21 protein-coding genes are annotated in these 22458 nt (G+C 72.9%); 6 read left to right on the top strand and 15 right to left on the bottom strand.

From position 1 onward, the window contains the following. The first annotated feature begins 23 nt into the window (after positions 1-23). On the top strand, positions 24-1079 hold the full coding sequence (locus tag L3K22_RS12225; protein ID WP_263311613.1) for an ADP-ribosylglycohydrolase family protein: 1056 nt from the start codon (positions 24-26) through the stop codon (positions 1077-1079). Next, positions 1076-1813, top strand: a complete 738-nt coding sequence (locus tag L3K22_RS12220; protein ID WP_263311612.1) for an endonuclease/exonuclease/phosphatase family protein — start codon at positions 1076-1078, stop codon at positions 1811-1813. The genes L3K22_RS12225 and L3K22_RS12220 overlap by 4 nt, the downstream gene beginning before the upstream one ends. Positions 1814-1831: 18 nt before the next feature. On the opposite strand, the gene L3K22_RS12215 is transcribed toward L3K22_RS12220, so the two are convergent. Together L3K22_RS12215 and L3K22_RS12210 are read right to left on the bottom strand one after the other, a co-directional pair. Then, on the bottom strand, positions 1832-2590 hold the full coding sequence (locus L3K22_RS12215; protein WP_263311611.1) for a PIG-L family deacetylase: 759 nt from the start codon (positions 2588-2590) through the stop codon (positions 1832-1834). Further along, positions 2587-3795 carry a glycosyltransferase gene (locus tag L3K22_RS12210; protein ID WP_263311610.1) on the bottom strand — a complete coding sequence of 403 codons (1209 nt, stop codon included), beginning with the start codon at positions 3793-3795 and terminating at the stop codon, positions 2587-2589. Before L3K22_RS12210 ends, L3K22_RS12215 begins: the two co-directional genes overlap by 4 nt. Positions 3796-3920: 125 nt before the next feature. On the opposite strand from L3K22_RS12210, the gene L3K22_RS12205 reads away from it, so the two are divergent. Then, complete coding sequence (locus L3K22_RS12205) at positions 3921-4520, top strand: class I SAM-dependent methyltransferase (protein ID WP_263311609.1); 600 nt, start codon at positions 3921-3923, stop codon at positions 4518-4520. A gap of 61 nt (positions 4521-4581) precedes the next feature. Here L3K22_RS12205 and L3K22_RS12200 read toward each other — a convergent pair whose 3' ends face one another. The 5 genes from L3K22_RS12200 to L3K22_RS12180 form a co-directional block, all read right to left on the bottom strand. Then, positions 4582-6381, bottom strand: coding sequence for an HNH endonuclease (locus tag L3K22_RS12200; protein WP_263311608.1), 1800 nt, complete (start codon positions 6379-6381; stop codon positions 4582-4584). Between the two features lie 353 nt (positions 6382-6734). After that, entirely contained in the window at positions 6735-7376 is a 642-nt protein-coding gene (locus L3K22_RS12195; protein WP_263311607.1) for a response regulator transcription factor, read from the bottom strand. Beyond that, complete coding sequence (locus tag L3K22_RS12190) at positions 7364-8683, bottom strand: sensor histidine kinase (RefSeq protein ID WP_263311606.1); 1320 nt, start codon at positions 8681-8683, stop codon at positions 7364-7366. Before L3K22_RS12190 ends, L3K22_RS12195 begins: the two co-directional genes overlap by 13 nt. 99 nt (positions 8684-8782) lie before the next feature. Then, on the bottom strand, positions 8783-9202 hold the full coding sequence (locus L3K22_RS12185) for an SRPBCC family protein (RefSeq protein ID WP_263311605.1): 420 nt from the start codon (positions 9200-9202) through the stop codon (positions 8783-8785). After that, positions 9199-10167: an NAD(P)H-binding protein gene (locus L3K22_RS12180; protein ID WP_263311604.1), complete on the bottom strand. Its 969-nt coding sequence runs from the start codon at positions 10165-10167 to the stop codon at positions 9199-9201. The genes L3K22_RS12185 and L3K22_RS12180 overlap by 4 nt, the downstream gene beginning before the upstream one ends. A 109-nt stretch (positions 10168-10276) precedes the next feature. On the opposite strand from L3K22_RS12180, the gene L3K22_RS12175 reads away from it, so the two are divergent. Continuing rightward, positions 10277-10972, top strand: coding sequence for a TetR/AcrR family transcriptional regulator (locus L3K22_RS12175; protein WP_263311603.1), 696 nt, complete (start codon positions 10277-10279; stop codon positions 10970-10972). Here L3K22_RS12175 and L3K22_RS12170 read toward each other — a convergent pair. After that, the gene (locus L3K22_RS12170; protein ID WP_263311602.1) at positions 10956-11294 is read right to left on the bottom strand and encodes a hypothetical protein; all 339 of its coding nucleotides are present in this window, start codon (positions 11292-11294) and stop codon (positions 10956-10958) included. The two genes, L3K22_RS12175 and L3K22_RS12170, sit on opposite strands and share 17 nt — an antisense overlap. Before the next feature lie 100 nt (positions 11295-11394). On the opposite strand from L3K22_RS12170, the gene L3K22_RS12165 reads away from it, so the two are divergent. After that, positions 11395-12171: a class I SAM-dependent methyltransferase gene (locus L3K22_RS12165; RefSeq protein WP_263311601.1), complete on the top strand. Its 777-nt coding sequence runs from the start codon at positions 11395-11397 to the stop codon at positions 12169-12171. Between the two features lie 16 nt (positions 12172-12187). On the opposite strand, the gene ilvD is transcribed toward L3K22_RS12165, so the two are convergent. From ilvD to L3K22_RS12150, 3 genes are all read right to left on the bottom strand, one after another. After that, the gene (gene ilvD / locus L3K22_RS12160; protein ID WP_263311600.1) at positions 12188-13930 is read right to left on the bottom strand and encodes a dihydroxy-acid dehydratase; all 1743 of its coding nucleotides are present in this window, start codon (positions 13928-13930) and stop codon (positions 12188-12190) included. An 84-nt stretch (positions 13931-14014) separates the two neighbouring features. Next, a complete protein-coding gene (locus tag L3K22_RS12155; protein ID WP_263311599.1) occupies positions 14015-15274 on the bottom strand; it encodes an alpha-hydroxy acid oxidase in 1260 nt (419 codons plus the stop codon). Between the two features lie 48 nt (positions 15275-15322). Beyond that, on the bottom strand, positions 15323-17008 hold the full coding sequence (locus L3K22_RS12150) for an L-lactate permease (RefSeq protein WP_263311598.1): 1686 nt from the start codon (positions 17006-17008) through the stop codon (positions 15323-15325). A gap of 260 nt (positions 17009-17268) precedes the next feature. Between L3K22_RS12150 and L3K22_RS12145 the strand changes: the two genes are divergently transcribed. After that, the gene (locus tag L3K22_RS12145; RefSeq protein WP_263311597.1) at positions 17269-18054 is read left to right on the top strand and encodes a FadR/GntR family transcriptional regulator; all 786 of its coding nucleotides are present in this window, start codon (positions 17269-17271) and stop codon (positions 18052-18054) included. Between the two features lie 27 nt (positions 18055-18081). Here L3K22_RS12145 and L3K22_RS12140 read toward each other — a convergent pair whose 3' ends face one another. Genes L3K22_RS12140 through L3K22_RS12125 form a run of 4 tightly spaced genes read right to left on the bottom strand, consistent with a single transcriptional unit; the run spans position 18082 to position 22425 of the window. Beyond that, positions 18082-19248, bottom strand: coding sequence for a bifunctional 2-methylcitrate synthase/citrate synthase (locus L3K22_RS12140; RefSeq protein WP_263311596.1), 1167 nt, complete (start codon positions 19246-19248; stop codon positions 18082-18084). A gap of 5 nt (positions 19249-19253) precedes the next feature. Then, the gene (gene prpB, locus L3K22_RS12135) at positions 19254-20207 is read right to left on the bottom strand and encodes a methylisocitrate lyase (protein ID WP_263311595.1); all 954 of its coding nucleotides are present in this window, start codon (positions 20205-20207) and stop codon (positions 19254-19256) included. Further along, complete coding sequence (locus tag L3K22_RS12130) at positions 20207-21724, bottom strand: MmgE/PrpD family protein (protein WP_263311594.1); 1518 nt, start codon at positions 21722-21724, stop codon at positions 20207-20209. The genes prpB and L3K22_RS12130 overlap by 1 nt, the downstream gene beginning before the upstream one ends. After that, a complete protein-coding gene (locus L3K22_RS12125; RefSeq protein ID WP_263311593.1) occupies positions 21721-22425 on the bottom strand; it encodes a GntR family transcriptional regulator in 705 nt (234 codons plus the stop codon). Before L3K22_RS12125 ends, L3K22_RS12130 begins: the two co-directional genes overlap by 4 nt. Positions 22426-22458 lie beyond the last annotated feature (33 nt).

The following is a 22458-nucleotide window of genomic DNA, read 5'->3' as shown; positions in this document are numbered from 1 at the left end:
CTGACCTGTGGAACCATGGGCTCGTGAGGACCGACGAGAAGCATTCCCAGCCCCCCGGGCTGACCGCGGCGCAGCGGCAGCGGGCGGTCGGCGCCGTCGTGGCCGCGGCGACCGGGGACGCGCTCGGAGCGCCCTACGAGTTCCAGGCCCCCGTCGTCGACTCCGAGGAGATCGCCATGATCGGCGGCGGCGTGCTCGGCTGGCAGCCGGGGGAGTGGACCGACGACACCTCGATGGCGATCGTCGTGCTCGAAGCCGCTCTAGCCGCCTCCGACCACCATGACCTGCGGCTCGAGTCCGCGCAGGACCACATCGCGCGCGAGTGGTACTCGTGGTCGCTGGGCACCCCGGACATCGGGAACCTCACCTCCCACGTGCTGCGCTCCGCGGCGGACATCGGCCGCGAGGCGGGCCACTACGCGCCCCGCGCGGTCGACTTCCGGGCCGCGGCCGCGAAGGCGCACGAGGACCACCCGACCTCCGCGGGCAACGGCTCGCTGATGCGCGCCCACGCCTCGGTGCTGCCCTATCTGCTCTCCCCGGACGCGGACGCGGCCGAGGCGATCGCCTCGGTGTGCCGCTTGACACACGTGCATCCGGACACGATCGAGGCCTGCATCCTGTGGGGCTTCGCCGTGCGCCACGCGATCCTCACCGGCGAGCTCGACGTGCGCGTCGGCCTCGACCAGCTCGAGCCCGAGCGCCGCACGGTCTGGCTCGATCGGATCGAGGAGGCGGAGGAGTCGACCCCGGTCATGTTCCGCCGCAACGGCTGGGTCGTCGGCGCCTTCCAGGCGGCGTGGGCGGCGATCGCCGGCGTCGGCCCGATCCCCGAGGGGAAGTTCGCCCAGCGCGACGCACTGGTCGCCGCGCTCGAGGCCGCGGCCCGGGCCGGCTACGACACCGACACCGTCGCCTGCATCACCGGCTCCCTGATGGGGGCGGCGCTCGGCCACAAGGCCGTCCCGCCCGAATGGAGGCGAGTCCTGTTCGGCTGGCCCGGCTACGAGGTCGAGGAGCTCGCGAACCTCGTCGAGCGGGTGATCGCCCCGCAGGTGGCCGAGGAGCCGATCCCGTGAGCGCCGCCCGAGGCAGTTCGGGTCGCGGGGGCTGGGACCTGCGGATCCTGTCCTGGAACCTGTGGGAGCTGCGCGGCGACCTGCATGCGCTGATCGAGGCGGTCGAGGATCTCGACCCCGACGTGCTCCTGGTCCAGGAGGCGCCCCGCTTCGTGCTGCCCACGACGCGGCTGGCCTGGTTCGCCCGGCGCATCGGCCGACGGGTCCTGGTCGGCGGGCTCGGCGGGCGGGGCCTCGCGATCCTCGCGACCGAGGACGTCGCCGCGCAGGTGATCCGCCGCGGCATGCACCCGGTCGCGCAGAGCGTCACGGACCTGAACTCGACCTACCCGCGCGGGGTCGCCGCGGTACGGCTGTCGGTCCCCGGCGGCGGCGAGGTCGTCGTCTCCTCGCTCCACTTCGCGCTGCAGGAGGACAACCGTCTGCGCCATGCCGAGCACGTCGCGGCGCTGGTGCGCGGGGCGGGGGCGCCGGTGATCGGCGGCGGCGACCTGAACGAGACCGCCGACGGCGCGGCGCGCGGTCTGCTCGACCCGCTGCTGCGGGACCCGGCCGGGCAGACCGAGCACACGTTCCCGGCCGCCGGTCCGGTGCGCCGGATCGACGCGATCCTCGTCGGCGAGGGCGTGCGGGTGCGCGACGCGCGGGCCGTCCGCTCCACCGCGCGGGTCGGCGAGGAGCGGCTCTCGGGCGCCAGCGATCACCTGCCGACGCTGCTGGACGTCAGCCTCTGAGACCCCGGAGCGAGGTGCTCAGCCCCGGAGCCCGGTGCGCAGGGCGACCGTGTCGTCCTGCCCGCCGACGTGCCGGATCGCGAACCCGCCCTCGACCGGTCCGCGCAGCGTGAGCTGGGTCCGGTAGGAGCCCACCGCCCGCTTCACCGCGTCCGCGGTCTGCGGGAGCTCGCGCACCACGGTGCCGGGTGCCGCGGCGTCGCTCGCGATCTGCACCAGCGGCACGCCGGTCCGCTCGGCCGCGGCGACGGCGACGTGATGGGCGCGCACATGGTCGGGATGCCCGTAGGTGCCCTCGTCGTCATAGCCGATCAGCACGTCCGGACGGGACTGCTCGACGAGGGCGACGAGGTCGTCCGCGGCCTGCTCGAGCGGCGCGAGGGAGAAGCTGTCGGGGCCGGCGTCGGGGGAGGGGCCGGCGAGCCCCTCGCGCACCCAGGCCATGCCCGAGTCGCGGTAGCGGCGCGGGGCCGCGCCGGGCGCGAGCGCGGGAGCGGTGCCCAGCCAGTGCCGCTCGGCGATCCCGAGCGCGGCGGTCGCGGCATCGATCTCCTGCTCCCGGATCTCCTCGAGGGGGCGCTCGTCCCCGTCGGCGACCGCGCCGGGGACGATCTCGCCCTCCTCGCCGCGGGTCGCGGTGACGAGCACGACGCGGGTGCCGTCGGCGGCGAGCGCGGCGAGCAGCGCGCCGGTGGAGAGCGACTCGTCGTCGGGATGGGCGTGGACGGCGAGCACGGTGCGTGCGGTCCCGAGCAGCTGCCAGGGGTCGGTGCTCATGCGCGCTCCTCCACGAGACGGGTGTACTGGGAGGCGAGCGCCTCGGCGGTCGCCTCCCAGGTGCGGGAGGCGGCGAACTCGCGGGCGGCGCGGACCGCCGCCGCGTAGCGGTCCTCGTCGTCGAGGAGCGCTTCGAGGGCCTCGGCCCAGACGTCGGGGTCGCGGCTGCCCTGCACCGGGCCGTCGGGCGCGACGGCCTCCCGCACGCCGCCGGCCGCGCGCCAGGCGAGGACGGGAGTGCCGCTGGCCTGCGCCTCGAGGGCGACGAGGCCGAAGGTCTCCGACCAGCTGGTCAGCAGCAGCGCGCCGGCGCAGCGCATCGCCTCGGCGAGCTGATCGCGGTCCAGGGTGCCGACCATCTCGACCCGGTCCTCGACGCCGAGGTCCTTCGCGAGGGCCCGCAGCGACTCGAGGTACTCGGCGAAGGCGGGGGCGGCGGAGCCGGCCAGCACGAGCCGCGCGCCCCGTGCGGGGTCGATCCGAGCGAGGACCTCGAGCGCCAGGTCGGGGCCCTTCAGCGGCTCGATCCGCGCGGTGAACAGGAGGGTGGGGCGGTGGCGCCGGGCCTGCACGTCCTCGCAGGGGTGGAAGCGGTCCACGTCCACGCCGGGGCGGACCACGGCGAGGCGCTCTCCGGGAACGCCGTAGCGCTCCACGACGGTGCGCGCCTCCGCGTCGGAGACGGCGATGACCAGGTCGGAGCCGGTCGCGGCGAACTGCTCGCCGGGGATGCGGCCCTCGGACTCGGCCGGCTCCCCGGCCTCGAGCGTCGAGGAGCCCTCGGGCGCCGCGACCGAGTGGAAGGACTGCAGGTGGGGGAGGTCCAGTTCCCGGGCGAGGGGCAGGGCGGAGACGCCGCTGAACCAGTGGTGGGAGTGGACCAAATCGTACTCGCCGTCGGCGAGCTGCGGCCGCAGCTGCTCGCGGAAGGGCCGGATCGTCGCGTCCATCTCGCTCTTGGCGACGGGGCCGGCGGGACCCGCGTCGAGGTGCAGCAGGCGCACCCCGTCGGCGACCTCGACCACGGCCGGGGCGTCGGGGTCGGAGCGTCGGGTGAAGAGGTCGACGCGGTGGCCCAGCCGGGCGAGGGCGAGGGACTGCTCGAGCACCACGACGTTCATGCCGCCCGCATCCGCGCCTCCGGGCTCGGTCAGCGGGGAGGTGTGCAGGCAGACCGCGGCGATCCGCAGGGAGGTGGCCGTCATCCCGCCATCCTAGAGGCGTCGCGCGGTGACCCTTCGAGAGGCTCCTGTTCGCCCGTGACGAAATAGGACGCGGCCTGGGTCACGGGAAGTTGAACTGGGAATCGGCATGGTGGAGCCTGACAGACATGGACACGGCGGAGAAGGTTGACTGGGCGGCGCTGAACGCCCACGCCGCGGGCCGTCCCGCCCGTCGGCTCGTGGGGAAGGCGATCTCTGCGGCCGGAGGTGACCGCCGTCCCGGGGTCGTGCTCGATCTGGGGGCCGGCGCTGGTGCCGACTCCCTTCAGTTCGCCCGGCGCGGCTGGCAGGTCCATGCCTACGACAGCGACGACACCCTCGCTGCCCGCCTGGTGGAGAACGAGCGCATGAGCGGCTCGGTGACCTTCCACCACACCGACATCCAGGACGTGGCGGGGTTCCCGTCCGCGCAGATCGTCTACTCGACCTACACCCTGGGCCTGCTCGGCCCGGAGGCGCTGCCGGAGGTGTGGGCGAAGCTCGTCGGCGCCCTCCCCCGCGGCGGCGTGATGGCGGTGGACTTCTTCGGCCCCAACGACTCCTGGGCGGAGCTGCCCGATGTCGCCACGCTCCCGCTCCACGAGATCGACGCGATGTTCCGCGACTTCCACGTGATCGACCGCTCGGTGCGCGACGAGGACGGCCGCTTCCTCGCGGAGAAGAAGCACTGGCACGTCATCACGACGCTGGCCCGGAAGGTCCGCTGACCCGGGATCCAGTCGCTTCGTCGGCTGTCAGCGCGAGCGTAGGCGGCGGGGGCGGGGGGAGTCACGGAGTTCCTGCATCGCCGCCGAGCGGGGAGCCCCCGTCCTCCGTCGGGGCGGAGTCGTTCCCAGAGGTATGAGCGGACCCTTCGGCGCGGAGGGGCGGAGGGATCACGCTCGGCGGGGACGAGTAGCCGACGGCTCTGTGCGGGCTGATCCAGCGATGTCGGGTCGAGCCGTCGGCCCCGGCCCCGGCCCCGGCTTCGGCCCCGGCCCCGGCCTCCGCGTCGGCTGCCGTGACCTCCCACTGCCCGTGCTCCTTGGCCAGGTTGCAGCGCACGCACAGGCCCTGGCCGTTCTCGTAGCTGGTCGGCCCGCCGCGGTGATGGGGCACGACGTGGTCGATGTGGCGGATCACCGCATTGCACCAGGGCGTGCGGCAGGTGACGTCCCGCAGACGGATCAGCCGGGAGAGCCCGACGGGGAAGGCGCGCGCCCGGGACTCCATCGCCACCAGCTCGCCCGGGCGCGGACTCGCGTACAGCCGACGGAAGACCGCGGCGGCTTCCTGGTCGGGGTGCTCGATCGAGGCGGATGGGTCCGGTGGATCGCTGGTACCGGCACCGTGTGGATCGTTGGTCCCTACGGGATCGTCCGGGTCGAACGGACCTTCCGCAGCAGGAGTCCCGCTGATGACCGGCGGATCCTCGGACCCCACCTCGCGGATCCGTCCGGGAGGCCGGCCCTGCAGGGTGTCGGTGATGACGTGGGCGGGGATCGTTCCGTAGCCCTCGAGCAGGGCGCACTCCTCCTCGTCACCGCGACCGAGCAGCGCCCTGTCGGTGATGACGATGCCGAGGTCGAGCCGTGGCCGGGCGGCGGTGGGGGTGAGGGCGGTGCCCGTGGGGGCTGCTCGCAGCACGGCATCCACCAGCAGGTCCGCCTCGAGGGCGCGTGCGGGTGTGCGGGAGCCGGCGGCGCGGAGCGACTCGGAGCGGGCGTGGAGGGTCTGCATCACGGAGGCCGCCTCGAGGCCGGGCAGCACCGCGCTGAGCCGCGCCATCCCGTCGGCCAGCGGCGTCATCGTCACGTGGCGTGCGCGTGCGGCGCGCTCGGCCCGGTCCCGTGAGCCCTCGGGCTCGAGCTGCTGGACCATGCCGCGCAGCTCGGAGGCCAGGCGCTTCCTCCCACGCCCCTGCAGCGCGTCGGGTTCCTCGGCGATCAGTCGGTCGATCCGTGCACAGGTCTCCGGGGAGGCGCCGTCGAGCGTGGTCGCGACGGTCGAGGCCTGCTCTGCGGTGAGCCGTCCGCTGCGCAGCACAGAGGTGGTGCCGGGCAGCTGCTGGACGAGCCGGCGCGCCGCGGCGAGGGAGTAGGAGCCGGAAGAGGGGGAGACGCGACGGGCGAGCGAGATCTCGTGGGATGCACCCTTGCCACGGCGGGAGGCGGGGACGTCGTGGGCCTCGTCGTCGCGAGCGATCCTCTGCTCGGCCTGCACCTGCCAGGTCGAGTCGATCGCGGCGAGTGCGGAGCGCAGGTGATCGAGCCCGGCGAGCACGGCGAGGGCCTCCTCGGCGCTGCCGGGGGCGGTGTCCGGCAGCGGATCGCGCGTCGACCGGGTGCGGGTGAAGGCGTGGAGGGTGGAGGTCAGCAGCTCGGCGAGGACTTCGCGGGCCGACGGATCGGCGCCGAGGCCTGCGAGCTGCGCGGCGGCCCGATCCAGGACGTCGACCGCTGCAGAACCGCCGGCCGGCTCAGAACCGCCGTGAGGCCCGGACGCGCGGGCCGACGGGGGCTCTGCGCCGGGGCGGGGTGAGTCCCCACCGGGGCGGTCCCCGTCGTCCTGCCGTCTCGTGTGAGCCATGCCTCCATCGTACTTGTGTGCGATTTGTGACACCAGGCCTGAGGGGAATCTGTGGATGAATCCGACGGCCTCCTCGTAAATGTGGACAGAACTGTGGAGAACGTGGGTGTGTTGAGGAAAGGTTGAGGTGGCCGTAGCGGCGTCTGCGCGGTGAGAGTGCTGGTCATGCTCTATGTGACGAGTGGTTGCCCGTCGCGCGCGCCCTGTCGGATCCGTCGGAGGAACGGTTCGATGTTGACGCCTTGGGTTGACCGCGGAAAATGCGAGGAAGTGGGCCTGTCAATACCTCGACAAGAATTGTGCACAGCCCCCGACTGTGGAGGAATGATGCGCCGTGCGACGCGACGGATCGACTATTTCTCCAGCAGCGTCAGCACCGCCGTCACCCGCCGGTGCACGCTCGCGTCGTCGCTCAGCCCGAGCTTCGCGAAGAGCCGCTGGGTGTGCTTCTCGATCGCTCCAGTGCTGAGGAACAGCCGCTCGGAGATCGCGGCGTTCGTCAGTCCCTCGCCCATCAGCTCGAGCACCTCCCGCTCGCGCGGGGTGAGGTCGTCCAGCGGCGAGCGACGCCGGGAGGCGATCACCTGAGCGACCACATCGGGATCGATCGCGACCCCGCCCGCGGCGACCCGCTCGATCGACTCGAGGAAGGAGCGGATGTCGAACACCCGGTCCTTGAGCAGATAGCCCGTCGCCTCCGCCCCGGACTCGATGAGCTCGGTCGCGTAGCCCACCACCACGTACTGGCTCAGCAGGACGATCGGCGCCTGCGGCCACGCGGCCCGGATCTCCTTCGCGGCCCGCAGTCCCTCGTCGCTGTGGGAGGGAGGCATGCGGATGTCGGAGATCACCAGGTCGGGCCGCAGCTCGAGCGCCCGGGCCACGAGCTCCGTGCCCGTCGCGGCGGTGCCCGCCACCTCGTGCTCCGCATCCTCCAGCAGCAGGCGCAGTCCCTCGCGCAGCAGCGCCGAGTCGTCGGCGATCAGGACGCGCACGGGATCACCGCCTCCACCCGGGTGCCGTCGCCCTCGGGGGAGTGCACGCTCAGCCCGCCCTCGAGCGAGGCGACCCGTCCTGCGAGCCCGGCGAGCCCGCCGCCGGTGCGCATCTCCGCACCGCCGCGCCCGTCGTCCTCGATCCTCACCCGCACATCCTCGCCGATCCGAGCCACCTCCACCACGACGGACCCGGCCCCGGAGTGCTTCGCGGCATTGGTCAGCGCCTCCGAGACGACGTAGTAGACGCCGATCTCGACATGCTCGGGCAGGTCCAGCTCCGGGGCCTCGACCTGCACCGGCAGCGGGGAGATCGCCGCGAGCTCGGCGAGCGCCGCCGGCAGGCCGCGGTCCACCAGGATCGGCGGGGCGATCCCGCGCGAGAGCCGACGCAGCTCGTCGAGGGTGAGACCCAGCTGTTCTCGCGCCTCGCGCAGCACGGCCTGTGCCCGCTCGGGATCCTTCTCGGTGAGGGACTCGATCCGGGCGAGGTCCATGGAGGCGCGCACGAGCCGCTGCTGCGGACCGTCGTGCAGGTCCCGCTCGAGGCGGCGCAGCGCCGCGGACTCCGCCGAGCGGCCCGCGGCACGGGACTCCTCGGCGCGCTGGAGCCGCTGCTGCTCCTCGTGCCGCGAGCTCAGCAGCCCGCGGCCGACCCCCTGATGAAGCGCGGTCAGCCCCCGTACCACGGGGCCGACGGTGAACAGGAAGAACAGGCCCGCGAGAAACTGGAGCAGGGCATCGGCCGGGAGCACGTAGGGTTCGGGCACGCCGAGCAGGGTGCCCAGCCCGTCGGTCTCCTCCGGCGGCAGTACGTTCTCGAGGATCAGCGTCGCCACCGGCCCGCCGACCGTGGCGATCGCCCCGAGGGTCCAGCCGATCACGAGTGGGAAGGTGATCAGGGCGAGCAGGAAGTTCACCAGCACCCACAGCGAGTCCAGCCAGCGCTGCGGATCGGTGAGCGGGGTGAGCATCCGTCGCACCCACCCGGCGCCGGCGCGCGGCTGCTTCGGCAGCGGCGTGGGCAGGTGCGTGCCGAGGATCGCGGACTGCAGGGCCCGCTCGGCCGCCGCGAAGCCGCGGGCGACGAGCACCCCGCCCACCAGGATCGGCAGCCCGACCCACACCACCACGGTCGCCGCGCCCGCCGAGAGCAGGGCGATGACGAGGGAGAAGCCGATCGCGCCGAGCACCAGGGCGAGGAACGAGTAGCCGAGGAAGCGGCCGATCCGGGACGCCCAGGCGCCGACGCCCCGGGCCGGGGCGGGGGTCTCGTCGGCCGTGCGGGGCAGGGTCATCGTGGTCATGCCTCCACTCTCGGGCCGGATCGCCGGGAGGCCCATCCTGTCACCGGGACGGTCGGTGTCGGGCTGGCCCGACACCCCTGGGCATCCCTGCCCGGAGGATCAGCCCTGCTCGCAGATCCCCTTCAGCGTCTCGAGGTCGGCCCGGACAGCCGCGGCGTCCTCGTCGAACTCGGCCTCGCTCATCGAACCGCGGCGCAGGGTGAACACCACCTCGCAGCTCTCCTCCGTCAGCGTCAGCACCCGCAGCGGGTTCAGCACGGACTCGCCGGTGGGGAGGGTGACGGTGTGGTCCACCACGCCCAGCTCGTTCTCGGGGACGAAGCTGACCAGCACCCGCCCCATCGGCGAGCTCATCGACCACTGGGAGACCTCGCGCTGCACCTCGCTGCCGGCGAGGCCCGCCGCCCAGCGGGGCAGGTTCCGCGGATCGCTCACGTACTCGTACACACGACGCCAGGGGCGGTCGATCACGACGGAGAGATGGAGGGAGGGGCCGACGGGGGCAGCGGAGTCGCTCATGGGGCGACGCTAACAGCCCCTGTGTCGCGGGCGCCCTGCGCTGCCCTGACCGTTGCGCCGACCGCGTCCTCCCAGCTCGTCGCGACGAGCCCCTCCTCCCGTTCGAGACGCCCCGGCACCTGCACGCACGGCCCGTACCAGAGCCCGGAGATCCCGTGGAGCTCACGGGCGAAGGTGTTGAACGGCGCGAGCAGGGTCAGTGCTGCGCGGGGGATCGGGATCGGCCGACGGGCGGGCGCGCCCACGAGCCGGGACGCCTCCGCGATCAGCTCCCGCTGGGTGCGGGCGGGGGCGGCAGGGGCGTTCAGCACCGCATCGCCCGCGGCTCCGGTCAGGTGCTCGGCGCGGCGGGCGGCGTGGAGCATCGCCGCCGCGAGATCCGGCACGTGGGTGAGGGTGTGCGGCGCGTCGGCCCGGCCGAACAGGATCGCGCGGCGCCCGGTGAGCAGCGGCTCGATCACCATCGCGGTCGCGACCGCCGCCCCGGTGCCGACGGTGCTCGGCCCGATCAGGTCCGAGGCGATGACGCTGAGGGTGCGGGCCCGGTGCGCGCGGCGCGCGGCCAGCAGCTCCACCCGCACCCGTCCCTTCTCGTCCTGCGGACTGGGCGAGGCGTCCTCGGCGAGGGATGCGGCTCCGCCCTGGAAGCCGTAGAAGGACTCGGGGAGGACGACGGGGATCCCGCGCTCGGCGGCCGCGTCGAGCACGGCGAGCTCGCGGGGCGGGAGCTGCTCGCGCCAGAGCCGGGCGTCGTAGGGGGCGTGGAAGGTGGCGTGGACGGCGTCCGCGCCGTCGATCGCGGCCCCGAGCGCCGCCGGGTCGAGCACGTCCCCGGCGACGCGCCGGATCCCGGGGGAGGGGTCCTTCGCGGTGCGGCGCAGCACGGTGACGGTGTCGCCGTCCGCGAGCGCCCGCTCGATGATCGCGCGGCCGATCTGTCCTTCTCCGATGACGAGGTGATGCATGACTGCCTCCCGGAAGTGAGCACTGCTCTCTGTTCTGTCGAGAACAGTGAACACCGCTCTCGGTTCGACGTCAAGAGCAGTGCTCTCGGAGTGTGGGAGGATGCGGAGCATGAACGCTGCACCGACATCCCGCGCCCTCGCCCGGGAGCGCACCATGGCCCGCGTCGTCGAGCTCGGGAACGCCCAGCTCGCCGAGAGCGGCGTCGCCGGCCTCAGCGTCCGCGAGATCGCCCGCGGCCTCGGCATGGTCTCCTCGGCGGTCTACCGCTACGTGGCCAGCCGCGACGAGCTGCTGACCCTGCTGATCGTCGACGCCTACGAGGACCTCGCCGCCGTGGTCGAGGAGCGCCTCGCGGGCGCCGGCGACGGACCGCGCGAGCGCTTCCTCGCCCTCGGCGGGGCGATGTCGAGCTGGGCGCTCGCCGCCCCGGAGCGCTGGTCGCTGCTGTACGGCACCCCGGTCCCGGGCTATGCGGCGCCGTCGGAGACCACGAACGCCCCCGGCACGCAGGTGACCCGAGAGGTGCTCGCGATCGCGGCCGACGCGGCCCGGGGGGATCGACCGCTCGGCGAGTCGCCGGCGCTCGCCCCCTCCGTCGCCGACCTGCTCGCGCAGCACCTCGGCGAGTTCGACATCGACGCCGACGCCGCGACCGCCGCCCGCGCCGTCACGGCCTGGTCGGGACTCGTCGGCGTGATCAGCGCCCACCTGTTCGGCCAGCTCGGCCCCGATGCGGTCGCCCTCGGCGAGGGCATCCTCCGCCCCCAGATCGAGATCCTCGCGGACCTCATCGCACCGCGCTGAGCGACCTGCCCGTCGCGTCCTCGTCGAGCGCGGCGAGGACGACCCGGACGATCGCGCCCGGCGTCGCGGGCTCCCGCACCCGCGCGCCCGCCGCCGACGGGGCGACCACGACCCAACGGGGCGTGCCGCGTCGGCGCATCCTGCCGATCTCGACGCTCCCGCCCCTGCGCAGCGGGATCACGAGCGCACCGCTCGGGCCGACGGCGAGGCGAACGCCCAGCTCGGGACGCTGCGCGAGCAGGAGCGCACGGATCCGCTCGCGCTCGGCCCGCACCGCATCGGCGGGGACAGAGCGCGCAGCGGAGCGGCGCGACGGCGACATGCTCACGAGCCTAGGAGCGGGGTGTGACAGACGAGCGGAGCGACGCGGGCGGCGGGACCCCTTCGACCACTCCGTCGCACCGCTCACTAGGCTGACACCCATGGCACAGCGCAGGCAGGACGGCAGCGCGGGGGATGCGGACTACGGCGCCCTCGGGTCCACCTACTCCCGCTACCGACGCCCCGACCCTCGCCTCGCCTCCGTGATCGCGCAGGCGCTCGGCGAGGCGCGCACCGTGCTCAACGTCGGCGCCGGGGCGGGCTCCTACGAGCCGACGGACCGGGAGGTCACCGCCGTCGAGCCCTCCGCCGTGATGCGGGCCCAGCGCCCCGCCCACCTGGCCCCGGCCGTGGACGCGACCGCCGAGCAGCTGCCCTTCGCCGACGACTCCTTCGACGCCGCCATGACCACCTTCAGCGTCCACCAATGGCAGGACCTTCCTGCGGGCCTGGCGGAGCTCCGACGCGTGACGCGCGGCCCGGTCGTGATCCTCACCTGCGACCCGAGCCGCGTCGAGGAGTTCTGGGTGCGGGAGTACGCGCCGGAGGTGCTCGAGGTCGAGGCGCGCCGCTACCCGTCGCCTGACGCGCTCGCCGACGGGCTCGGCGGCAGCGTCTCGATCAGCACCGTGCTCATCCCGCAGGGCTGCACCGACGGGTTCACCGAGGCCTACTACGGACGGCCCGAGCACCTGCTCGATCTCGAGGCGCAGCGCGCCTGCTCGGCCTGGAGCCTCGTCGAGCCCGCGGTGATCGACCGCTTCACCCGGGAGCTCGCCGGTGACCTGCTCGACGGCACCTGGGACGCCCGACACGGCGCACTGCGCACCCTGCCGCGCTACGAGGGGTCCCTCGTGCTGCTCGTCGCCGGGCCCTGAGCCGTCCCCGCTCCGCTCAGTCCCCGAGGATCGCGCCGCGGGAGGCGGACTTCACGAGCTTCACGTACTTGCCCAGCACGCCCTTGGTGAACTTCGGGGGAAGCGGCTCCCAGCCCTCCTGCCGTGCGGCGAGCTCCGCCTCGTCGACCAGCAGGTCGAGGGTGCCCGCATCGACGTCCAGGCGGATCCGGTCCCCGTCGCGCACGAACGCGATCGGCCCGCCGTCCACCGCCTCCGGGGCGATGTGGCCGACGCACAGGCCCGTCGTCCCGCCGGAGAAGCGGCCGTCCGTCATCAGCAGCACGTCCTTGCCGAGCCCGGCGCCCTTGATCGCGCCGGTGATCGCGAGCATCTCGCGCATGCCCGGCCCGCCCTTGGGGCCCTCGTAGCGGATCACCACCACGTCGCCGTGGTCGATCGTGCCGTCGTTCAGCGCGTCCAGCGCATGCTGCTCCCGCTCGAACACGCGCGCGGTGCCCTCGAAGACGTCCTCCTCGAAGCCCGCGGACTTCACCACCGCGCCTTCGGGGGCAAGCGAGCCGTGCAGGATCGTGATCCCGCCGGTCGGGGCGATCGGCGCGGTCGCCGGGCGCAGCACGGTCCCGTCGGCCGGGCGGGGCTTCAGCACCTCGAGGTTCTCGCCGATCGTGCGGCCGGTGACGGTCAGGCAGTCCCCGTCCAGCAGGCCCTCGTCCAGCAGCGTCTTCATCACGACCTGGATGCCGCCCACGTGGTCGACGTCGTTCATGACGTAGCGGCCGTAGGGCTTGAGGTCCGCGAGGTGCGGCACCTTCGCGCCGATCCGGGCGAAGTCCTCGAGGGTGAGGTCCACGCCCGCCTCGTGCGCGATCGCGAGCAGGTGCAGCACTGCGTTGGTCGAGCCGCCGAAGGCCTGGACCACGCTGATCGCGTTCTCGAAGGCGGCCTTGGTCATGATGTCGGAGGTCGTGATGCCCTGCCTCAGCATCCCCACCACGGCCTCGCCCGCCCGGCGCGCGTCGGCGTCGCGGCGCCGGTCGGCCGACGGGGGAGTGGCCGAGCCGGGGATCGACATGCCGATCGACTCGGCGACCGTCGCCATGGTGTTCGCGGTGTAGAAGCCGCCGCAGGCGCCCTCGCCCGGGCAGATGGAGCGCTCGATCCGGCCGACGTCCTCCCGGCTCATCAGCCCGCGGGCGCAGGCGCCGACGGCCTCGAAGCCGTCGATGATCGTCACGTCCTTCTCGGTGCCGTCCGAGAGTGCGGCGCGGCCGGGCATGATCGTGCCCGCGTAGACGAAGACGCTCGCGAGATCGAGGCGCGCCGCGGCCATCAGCATCCCCGGCAGGGACTTGTCGCAGCCGGCCAGCAGCACGGAGCCGTCGAGCCGCTCGGCGAGCATCACCGTCTCGACGCTGTCGGCGATGATGTCGCGGGAGACGAGCGAGTAGTGCATGCCCTCGTGCCCCATCGAGATCCCGTCGGAGACCGAGATGGTGCCGAACTGCAGCGGGTACCCGCCGCCGGAGTGCACGCCCTCCTTCGCGGCCTGGGCGAGCCGGTCCAGCGACAGGTTGCAGGGGGTGATCTCGTTCCAGGAGCTCGCGATGCCGATCTGGGGCTTGTCCCAGTCCGCATCGCCCATCCCCACCGCGCGCAGCATGCCGCGCGAGGTGGTGGCGGCCAGACCGTCGGTGACCGTGCGGCTGCGCGGCTTGATGTCCGGGGCGCGGCGGTCGTCGAGGGAGGGAGCGGCAGGGGCGGCGTCGTCGGGGGTCATGGCTCGACCCTAGGACTCCGCGCCGCTGATGTACACGTGCGGCGGGGCGCGTCGGACCGGCCGACGTGCCCCGCGACGGGCCGGTCAGAGAACCCGGGAGCGGTGCTCCTCCTCGCCGAGGCGGGTGAGGCGGCCGAGCTGCGTGACGTGCTGCGGACCGAGATCGGCGAGGGTGGGGACCTGCAGCAGCTTCATGGTCTGCTCGACCTGGCTCGCGAGGATCTCGATGGTGCGGTCCACGCCCTCCTTGCCGCCGGCCATGAGCCCGTAGAGGTAGGCGCGGCCGATCATCGTGAAGTCGGCGCCCAGCGCGATCGCGGCGACGATGTCGGCACCGCTGCGGATGCCGGTGTCCAGGATGATCTCGACGTCCTTGCCGATCTCGCGGGACACCTCGGGCAGAAGATGGAAGGGCACGGGGGCGCGGTCCAGCTGGCGGCCGCCGTGGTTGGAGAGCACGACCGCGTCGACGCCGAGGTCGGCGAGCTTCTTCGCGTCCTCGAGGGTCTGGACCCCCTTGACCGCGAACTTCCCGGGCCACATCTTCCGGATCTCGGCGAGGTCCTCGAAGTCGATCGAGGGATCCATCGCGGAGTTCAGCAGCCCCCCGACGGTGCCGCCGGTCTCCGAGAGGGAGGCGAACTCGAGCTTCGCCGTGGTCAGGAAGTCCCACCACCACCAGGGGCGCGGGATCGCGTTGACGACGGTGCCGAGGCTGAGCTGCGGCGGGATCGAGAAGCCGTTGCGGGAGTCGCGCAGCCGTGCACCGGCCACGGGGGTGTCCACCGTGAAGAAGAGGGTGTCGAAGCCGGCCTCGGCGGCGCGCTCCACCAGGCCGTAGGAGATCTCCCGCTGGCGCATCACGTAGAGCTGGAACCAGTTGCGACCCAGCGGGTTGGCCTCCTTGACGTGCTCGATCGAGGTCGTGCCCAGGGTCGAGAGGGTGAAGGGGATACCGGCCTCGCCGGCCGCCGAGGCACCTGCGATCTCGCCCTCGGTCTGCATCAGGCGGGTGAAGCCGGTGGGGGCGATGCCGAAGGGCTGCGCGGAGCTGCCGCCGAGGATCTGGGTGGTGGTGTCCACCGAGGAGACGTCGTTCAGGATCGAGGGGTGGAACTCGATGTCCTCGAAGGCCTCGACGGAGCGGCGCATCGAGATCTCCCGCTCGGCGGCGCCGTCGGTGTAGTCGAAGGCCGCGGCGGGAGTGCGTCGCTTCGCGATCGTGCGCAGGTCCTCGATCGTGAGCGCCGAGGAGAGCCGTCGCCGCTTGGGGTCGAGGTCGATCTTCTTGAACTTCATGAGCTCGAGGAGCTCGGAGGGGCGGGGGATCTGACGCTGGACCATGGGTCCTCCTTCGTGTCGGGCGGTCGTATCGGGGCGAGCGGGAGCGGGTCAGAGGGTGGGGATCATCCAGGACAGCACGTTCGACTGCAGCCCGACCAGCAGGCACAGTGCGATGAGCATGCCGAGGCTCCACCAGATGACGCGGCGGAAGATCGCGGACTCCTGGCCGACCAGGCCTACGGCGGTCGCCGCGATGGTGAGGTTCTGGGGGCTGATCATCTTGCCGACCACACCGCCGGAGGTGTTCGCGGCCACCAGCAGCGCCGGGTCGAGCCCGGCCTTCTCGGCGGCGGTCTGCTGGAGCGTCGCGAACAGGGCGTTGGCGCTCGTGTCCGAGCCGGTGACCGCGGTGCCGAGCCAGCCCAGGATCGGGGAGAGGAAGGCGAAGGCGGCGCCGGTGCCGGCGATCCAGGTGCCGATGGTGATCGTCTGCCCCGACTGGTTCATGACGTAGGCGAGCGCGAGCACCGCGGCGACGGTGAGGATCGACCAGCGCATCTTCACGAGGTTGGTGACGTACACGTCGACGGCGTCCCGCGCGCCGAGTCGGTAGACGAGCGCCACCACGATCCCGGTCAGCAGCAGCAGGGTGCCCGGCGAGGAGAGCCACTGGAGGGTGTACACCGTGCTGGTGGAGACCTCCCCGGCGGCGGTGAGCACCCGGCCGTCCAGACCCGGCCAGTGGATCTTCAGATCCGTCGAGGCGAGGAAGGAGTTCAGCGCCGGCACCAGCTTCGAGGCGGAGAAGACCAGGATCACCAGCAGGTAGGGGAACAGGGCCATGAGCACGCGGCCCGAGGTCAGGGCGGTGTCGGGTCGGGTGCGGGTGGCGGCCGCGACGGCGCCGGCCCCGTCCCGCGGGGTGTCGGCCTGCTCGGTCTCGCGCTCGCGGTGCATGTTCGCCAGGGCGTCCTTCCCACCGACGGGCTTCCACACGCGCAGCATGAGCACCGCGGCGCCGAGCCCGGCGAGGGAGGCGATGATGTCGGTGAGCTCGACGGAGATGAAGTTCGAGGAGACGTACTGGCTGATCGCGAAGACGAGGCCGACCACCAGCGCGAGCGGCCAGAGCTGGCGCACCCCGCGCCGACCGTCGACCAGCAGCACGAGGAAAAGCGGCACCACGGCGGCGAGGAACGGCGCCTGGTGTCCGATGATCGCGCCGATGTGCTGGTACGGGATGCCGGTGAGGTTGCCGGCGGTGATGATCGGGATCGCGATCGCGCCGAAGGCGACCGGGGCGGTGTTGGCGATGAGCACCACGGTCGCGGCGCGCATCGCGGTGAAGCCCACCGCCATCAGCATCACGCCGGTGATCGCGACGGGGGCGCCGAAGCCGGCGAGGGCCTCGAGCAGGCCGCCGAAGCAGAAGGCGATGATGATCGCCTGGACCCGGGGATCGTCGGAGATCCTGTCGATGACCAGGCGGAGGTCCTCGAAGCGTCCGCTGCGGACGGTGAGCTCGTACAGCCAGATCGCGTTCAGCACGATCCACATGATCGGGAAGAGCCCGAAGGCGAACCCCTGCGAGGCGGAGAGGGCGACGAGGTCCAGGGGCATGCCGTAGACGAGCGCGGCGACCAGGCCTGCGACGGCCAGTGCCGAGAGGCCTGCCCAGTGCGCCTTCCAGCGCAGCACTCCGAGGGTCACGAAGATCGTCAGCAGGGGGAGGATCGCGACGAGCGAGGACAGCATCAGGCTGCCGGCCAGCGGTGCGAGGTCTGGGGTGTACATGGGAACCTCCGAGACACGTCAGCGGCGGTGCTGCACTGCATCGCCGTCGATGTCGTGCCTGGTGAGTCGTGAGGGAGAGGGAGCGGAAGACCACGGTGTGGTCCGACCACATGGCGATCGTAGGGCCAGGGCGGCGGCGAGGCAACCCCCTGGACGGGACGGGACGGGACCGGAGCGGACCGGGACGGGATGCGTCCTGCGCAGTCCGGTGGGGAGAGCGGGCCGTGCGATCGCAGAGCCAGCCGTGCTAGAACGGGCCCATGGTCGAGAACGCGCACCACTCGGAGGTCGGACCGCATCGGAGCACGGCCGGAGCCGGCGGTGCGGCCTGGGGTCCTGTGTCCCGTCGCAGCACCCACGAGCTGGTGATCGACGCGATCGAGGACCAGATCATGAGCGGTGCGCTGGCCGTCGGGGACCTGCTCCCGCCCGAGCGGGAGCTCGCCTCCCGGCTGCAGGTGAGCCGCACCGGGGTGCGCGAGGCGATCCGGGTGCTCGAGGCCCACGGGGTGCTCCGCTCCGAGGTCGGCTCCGGACGTGGGGCCGGCACCTTCGTCGCCGCGCTGCCCCGCGCAGCCCTCGAGCGCTTCCTGCGGCTGCACGTCGCCCTCGCGAACTTCCCCGTCCACGACGTGGTCGAGACGAGGATCCTGCTCGAACGGGCCAGCGCCGCGCTCGCCGCGGAGCGCGCGGACGCGGGGGCGCTCGCGGAGCTCGAGGAGCTCCTGACGAGGATGGACCGTCCCGGCGTCAGTCGCGAGGACTTGAACGACGCGGACACCGAGTTCCACGTCGCGATCGCCCGCGCAGGCGGCAATGCGCTGTTCGCGGAGATGACCGGGGCGATCCGCGCCTCCCTGCGCGCGCCGATCCTCGAGGCCTTCACCAAGGTCGAGGACTGGGACGCGATGGCCGACATGCTCCGCGCCCAGCACCGGGAGATCCTCGACGCGCTCCGGGCGGGGGAGGCCGAGGAGGCCGCGAGGCTGACCGCGGAGCACATCCGCGCCGCCGCCGCGGCCCTGCCCGACCTCCCCGGCTCCTGAGCGCCAGGACTCGCGGCACCGGCCGGATCAGGCGCCGGGGACCGGCCGCTCGTCCACCCCGTCGTACTGCGACAGCGGACGGATCAGCGCGTTCGACGCCCGCTGCTCCATCACATGGGCCGTCCACCCGGTCACCCGCGCCGCGATGAACAGCGGCGTGAACAGCTCGGTGTCGAAGCCCATCAGGTGGTAGACGGGACCGGCGGGGTAGTCGAGGTTCGGCTTGATGCCCTTCGCCTCGTCCATCGCCTGCTCGAGCCCGTCGTACAGGCCCAGGATCTCGTCGCGGCCGGTGTGGGCGATCATCGCGTCCAGAGCCTGCTTCATGGTGGGCACGCGCGAGTCGCCGTGCTTGTAGACGCGATGGCCGAAGCCCATCACCTTCTTCCTCTGCGCGAGGGCGTCCTCCATCCAGGCCCTCGCCCGCTCCTTCGCCTCGGCGCCGGACTCCTCCGGACGGATGCCGATCTCGTCGAAGGTGTGCATGACCGCCTCGTTCGCCCCGCCGTGCAGCGGGCCCTTGAGCGCGCCGATCGCCCCGGTCACGGCCGAGTGGAGGTCGGCGAGGGTCGAGGTGATCACGCGCGCGGTGAAGGTCGAGGCGTTGAAGGAGTGCTCGGCGTAGAGGATCAGCGAGACGCGGAAGGCGTCGACCACCTCGGGCGCCGCCTCCTCGCCGAACGTCATCCACAGGAAGTTCTGGGAGTGGTCGAGGTCCTGGCGGGCGGGGACCGGCTCGGTCGGTCCCCCGGCCCGACGCCGACGCTGCTCGTAGGCGATCACGGCCGGCAGCTGCGCCGTGAGCCGTTCGGCCTTGGCGAGCTCGCTCTCGGGGGAGGAGTCCTCCGCGTCGGGGTCCAGCGCTCCGAGGACCGAGACGGCGGTGCGCACCGAGTCCATCGGGTGGCAGGTCGTCGGCAGCGCATCGAGGGCCTGCTTGACCGTCGGGTCGAGGCCGCGGTGGGCGCGGAAGCGCTCCTGCAGCGCGGTGAGCTCGTCGGCCTCGGGCAGCTCCCCGGTCCACAGCAGATGGGCGACCGCCTCGAAGGACTGTGTCGCCGCGAGCTGCGGGACGGGATAGCCGCGGTAGAGCAGCGAGTTGGTCTCGGGGTTCACCTTCGAGATCGCGGAGACGTCGGCGACGACGCCGTTCAGTCCCTTCCTGATCTCGGAGGTGTCGGTGGCATGGTTCATGGGGCTCACTCCTTCGTCGACGGCGGTGTCCGGTCGGGGGCGTGCGGGTCGGTGCCGTGCGCGGCGGGGACCTCGAAGTCGAAGACCGAGGCGTCGAAGCGGCTGTAGGACTCATAGTCCACCAGTTCGTACAGCCGCGCACGCGTGAGCATCTCCGGAACACGGGATTCCTGCGTGCCGGTCTCCAGGATCGTCTCCAGCACCCGCTCGGCCGCGCCCATCGCGGCGCGCAGCAGGGTGACCGGGTAGATCACCATCGCGACGCCCGCCTCGGCGAGCTGCTCACGGGTGAACAGCTGCGACTTCCCGAACTCGGTCATGTTCGCGAGCACCGGGACGTCAAGCGCCGCGCAGACCTGCTCGAACTCGCCGAGGTCCGCCAGCGCCTCGGGGAAGATCGCATCGGCTCCCGCGTCCACCAGCGCCTTCATCCGGTCGATCGCGGCGGGCAGGCCGTCGGTCGCACGCAGGTCGGTGCGGGCCATGACCAGGAAGCCGGGGTCGCGCCTGCCGTCGGCGGCGGCGCGGATCCGCTTGGTCGCCGTGTCGAGGTCGACCATGGTCTTGCCGTCCAGGTGCCCGCAGCGCTTGGGGTTGACCTGGTCCTCGATGTGGCAGCCCGCGAGCCCCGCGTCCTCGAGCTCCTGGATCGTGCGGGACACGTTCATCGGCTCGCCGAAGCCGGTGTCGGCGTCGATCAGGCAGGGAAGGTCGGTGGAGCGGGCGATCTGGGCGCCGCGCGTCGCGACCTCGCTGAGGGTGGTCAGGCCGATGTCCGGCAGGCCCAGCTCGTTCGCGATCACGGCTCCGGAGATGTACGCGCCGGGGAAGCCCTTCTCCTCGATCAGCTTCGCGGACAGCGGTGTGAACGCGCCAGGGAACGGGGCGGCGGCGCCGGGGGTGAGCAGGGAGCGCAGGTCCTGCCGCTTCTGGGCGGGGGTGCGGGTGCTCGACAGCATCAGAACAGTCCCTTCGGGGCGGCCGACGGGTCGAGCACGCCCGGAGCGGCCAGGACGTTCAGGCGATGCAGCTGCCCGGAGGGCAGCTCCGCGAGGTTCTCCGCGGCGTCGAGGAAGCGGGCGATCTCGCGCTCCTCGAGCACGCCGTCGGCGAGGGAGCGGAATTTGTCGATGTACTGCGCGCGGGCGAAGGGCCGGGCGCCCTGGGGGTGCGCATCGGCCACCGCGATCTCGTCGCGCAGCGTTCTCCCGTCGGCCAGGGTGATCACGACCTCGCCGCCGAAGGCCTTCTCGGCGAGGTCCAGGGAGTGGTAGCGGCGGGTCCACTCCGCGTCCTCCTCGGTGGTGACCTTCCGCCACAGCGCGACGGTGTCCTCGCGGGCGGCGCGCTCGGAGGCGTAGGAGTCGACGTGGTGCCAGGTCCCGTCCTGCAGGGCGACCGTGAAGATGTACGGGATCGAGTGGTCGAGCGTCTCCCGGGACGCGGTCGGGTCGTACTTCTGGGGGTCGTTCGCGCCCGAGCCGATCACGTAGTGGGTGTGGTGCGAGGTGCGCAGCAGGATCGAGTCGACGCTGCCGGGGTCGGCGAGCTCGGGGTGCTCGGCGTGCAGGCGACGGGCCAGGTCGATCCAGGCCTGCGCCTGGTACTCGGCCGAGTGCTCCTTGGTGTAGGTGTCCAGGATCGAGCGCTTGGCCTCGCCCGGCCCGGGCAGCGGCACCGTGTAGCGGGCGTCCGGGCCGCCCAGCAGCCAGGCGATCACCCCGTCCTCGCCCTCGTAGATCGGGACCGGGGAGGTCTGGCCCCGCATCGCCCGGTCCACCGCCTCCACGGCCATCTTCCCGGCGAAGGCGGGGGCGTGCGCCTTCCAGGTGGAGATCTCCCCCTTGCGGGACTGTCGGGTGGCGGTGGTGGTGTGCAGCGCCTGCCCGATCGCCTGGAAGATCGTCTCCGCAGGAAGGCCCAGCAGCGTGCCGATCCCGGCGGCGGCCGACGGGCCGAGGTGGGCGACGTGGTCGATCTTGTGCTCGTGCAGGCAGATCGCGCGCACCAGGTCCACCTGCAGCTCGTAGCCGGTGGCGATGCCGCGCAGCAGCTCGGCGCCGGTGCGGCCCGTGTGCTCGGCGACGGCCAGCAGCGGCGGGATGTTGTCGCCGGGGTGGGAGTAGTCCGCCGCCAGGAAGGTGTCGTGGTAGTCGAGCTCGCGCACGGCGACGCCGTTGGCCCAGGCGGCCCATTCGGGGGAGGTGCGCGCCTCGAGGCCGAACACGCTCGAGCCGGTGCCGCCCGCGGGGGCGGGATGGCTGAGCGCCTGGGCGCGGGCGGAGACGATCGGGGCGCGGGTGAGGGAGGCGACGGCGACGGCGGCGTTGTCGATGACGCGGTTGATCACCATCTCGGCGACCTCGGGCTCGACCTCGACCGGGTCGACGGCGACCTGCGCCATCCTCCAGGCCAGCTGGTCCTCGTGGGCGAGGTTCTCCTCGGAGCGGTGGACGCGGACGTCGTGGTCGATCATGCGGTGGTCTCCTGGTGGGCGGGTGCGGCGGGGTCGGTGGGGTCTGCGCCCTGCAGGTGGGCGAGGGCGCGGCGGAGGTGGACGAGGGTGCTCGCCGCGGCGAGCTCGGGATCCCCCGAGGCGATCGCGCGGGCGATGTCGGCGTGCTCGCGGGCGGAGTCGGCGAGGCGGTCCGGGGAGTTGCGCGCCAGGCGTCGCAGCCGGCCCAGGTGCAGGCGCAGGCCGCGCAGGGACTCGGCGAGATAAGCGTTCTGGCAGGCGGCGTCCAGCGCGGCGTCGAGCTCACGGGTCAGGGCGTAGTAGGCGGTGGGGTCGGTGCCGGCGGCGAGGAGGCCGCGCGCCTGCTCGAAGCGGTCGGCGAGAGCCGCGAAGGCGTCGGCCCCGCCCCGCGCGCCGGACGTCCCGTCGGACCGTGCGATGCGCTCCGCCGCGCGGCGGGCCGCGAGCGTCTCCAGCGCGATGCGGAGGTCGAACAGCGGGGCGGCCTCGTCGAGGGAGACGGCGCTGACGACGATCCCGCGGCCCGCGGCGGGCTCGGCGAGCCCGTCGGAGACCAGCCGGGCCAGCGCCTCGCGCAGCGGGGTGCGGGAGAGGCCCAGGCGCTGGGACTGCTCGACCTCGCCCAGCACGGTGCCGGGCGCGAGGGAGCCGTCGATGATCTCCTCGCGCAGCGCTGTGTAGGCGCGGTCACTGGCCCGCATGGCATGAGTGTATGCAGAGAGGGGGTGTTTCAG

Source organism: Brachybacterium atlanticum (genome assembly GCF_025669985.1).
GTDB classification, from domain to species: Bacteria; Actinomycetota; Actinomycetes; order Actinomycetales; family Dermabacteraceae; genus Brachybacterium; species Brachybacterium conglomeratum.
This window is presented reverse-complemented; position numbering and strand designations above follow the sequence as displayed.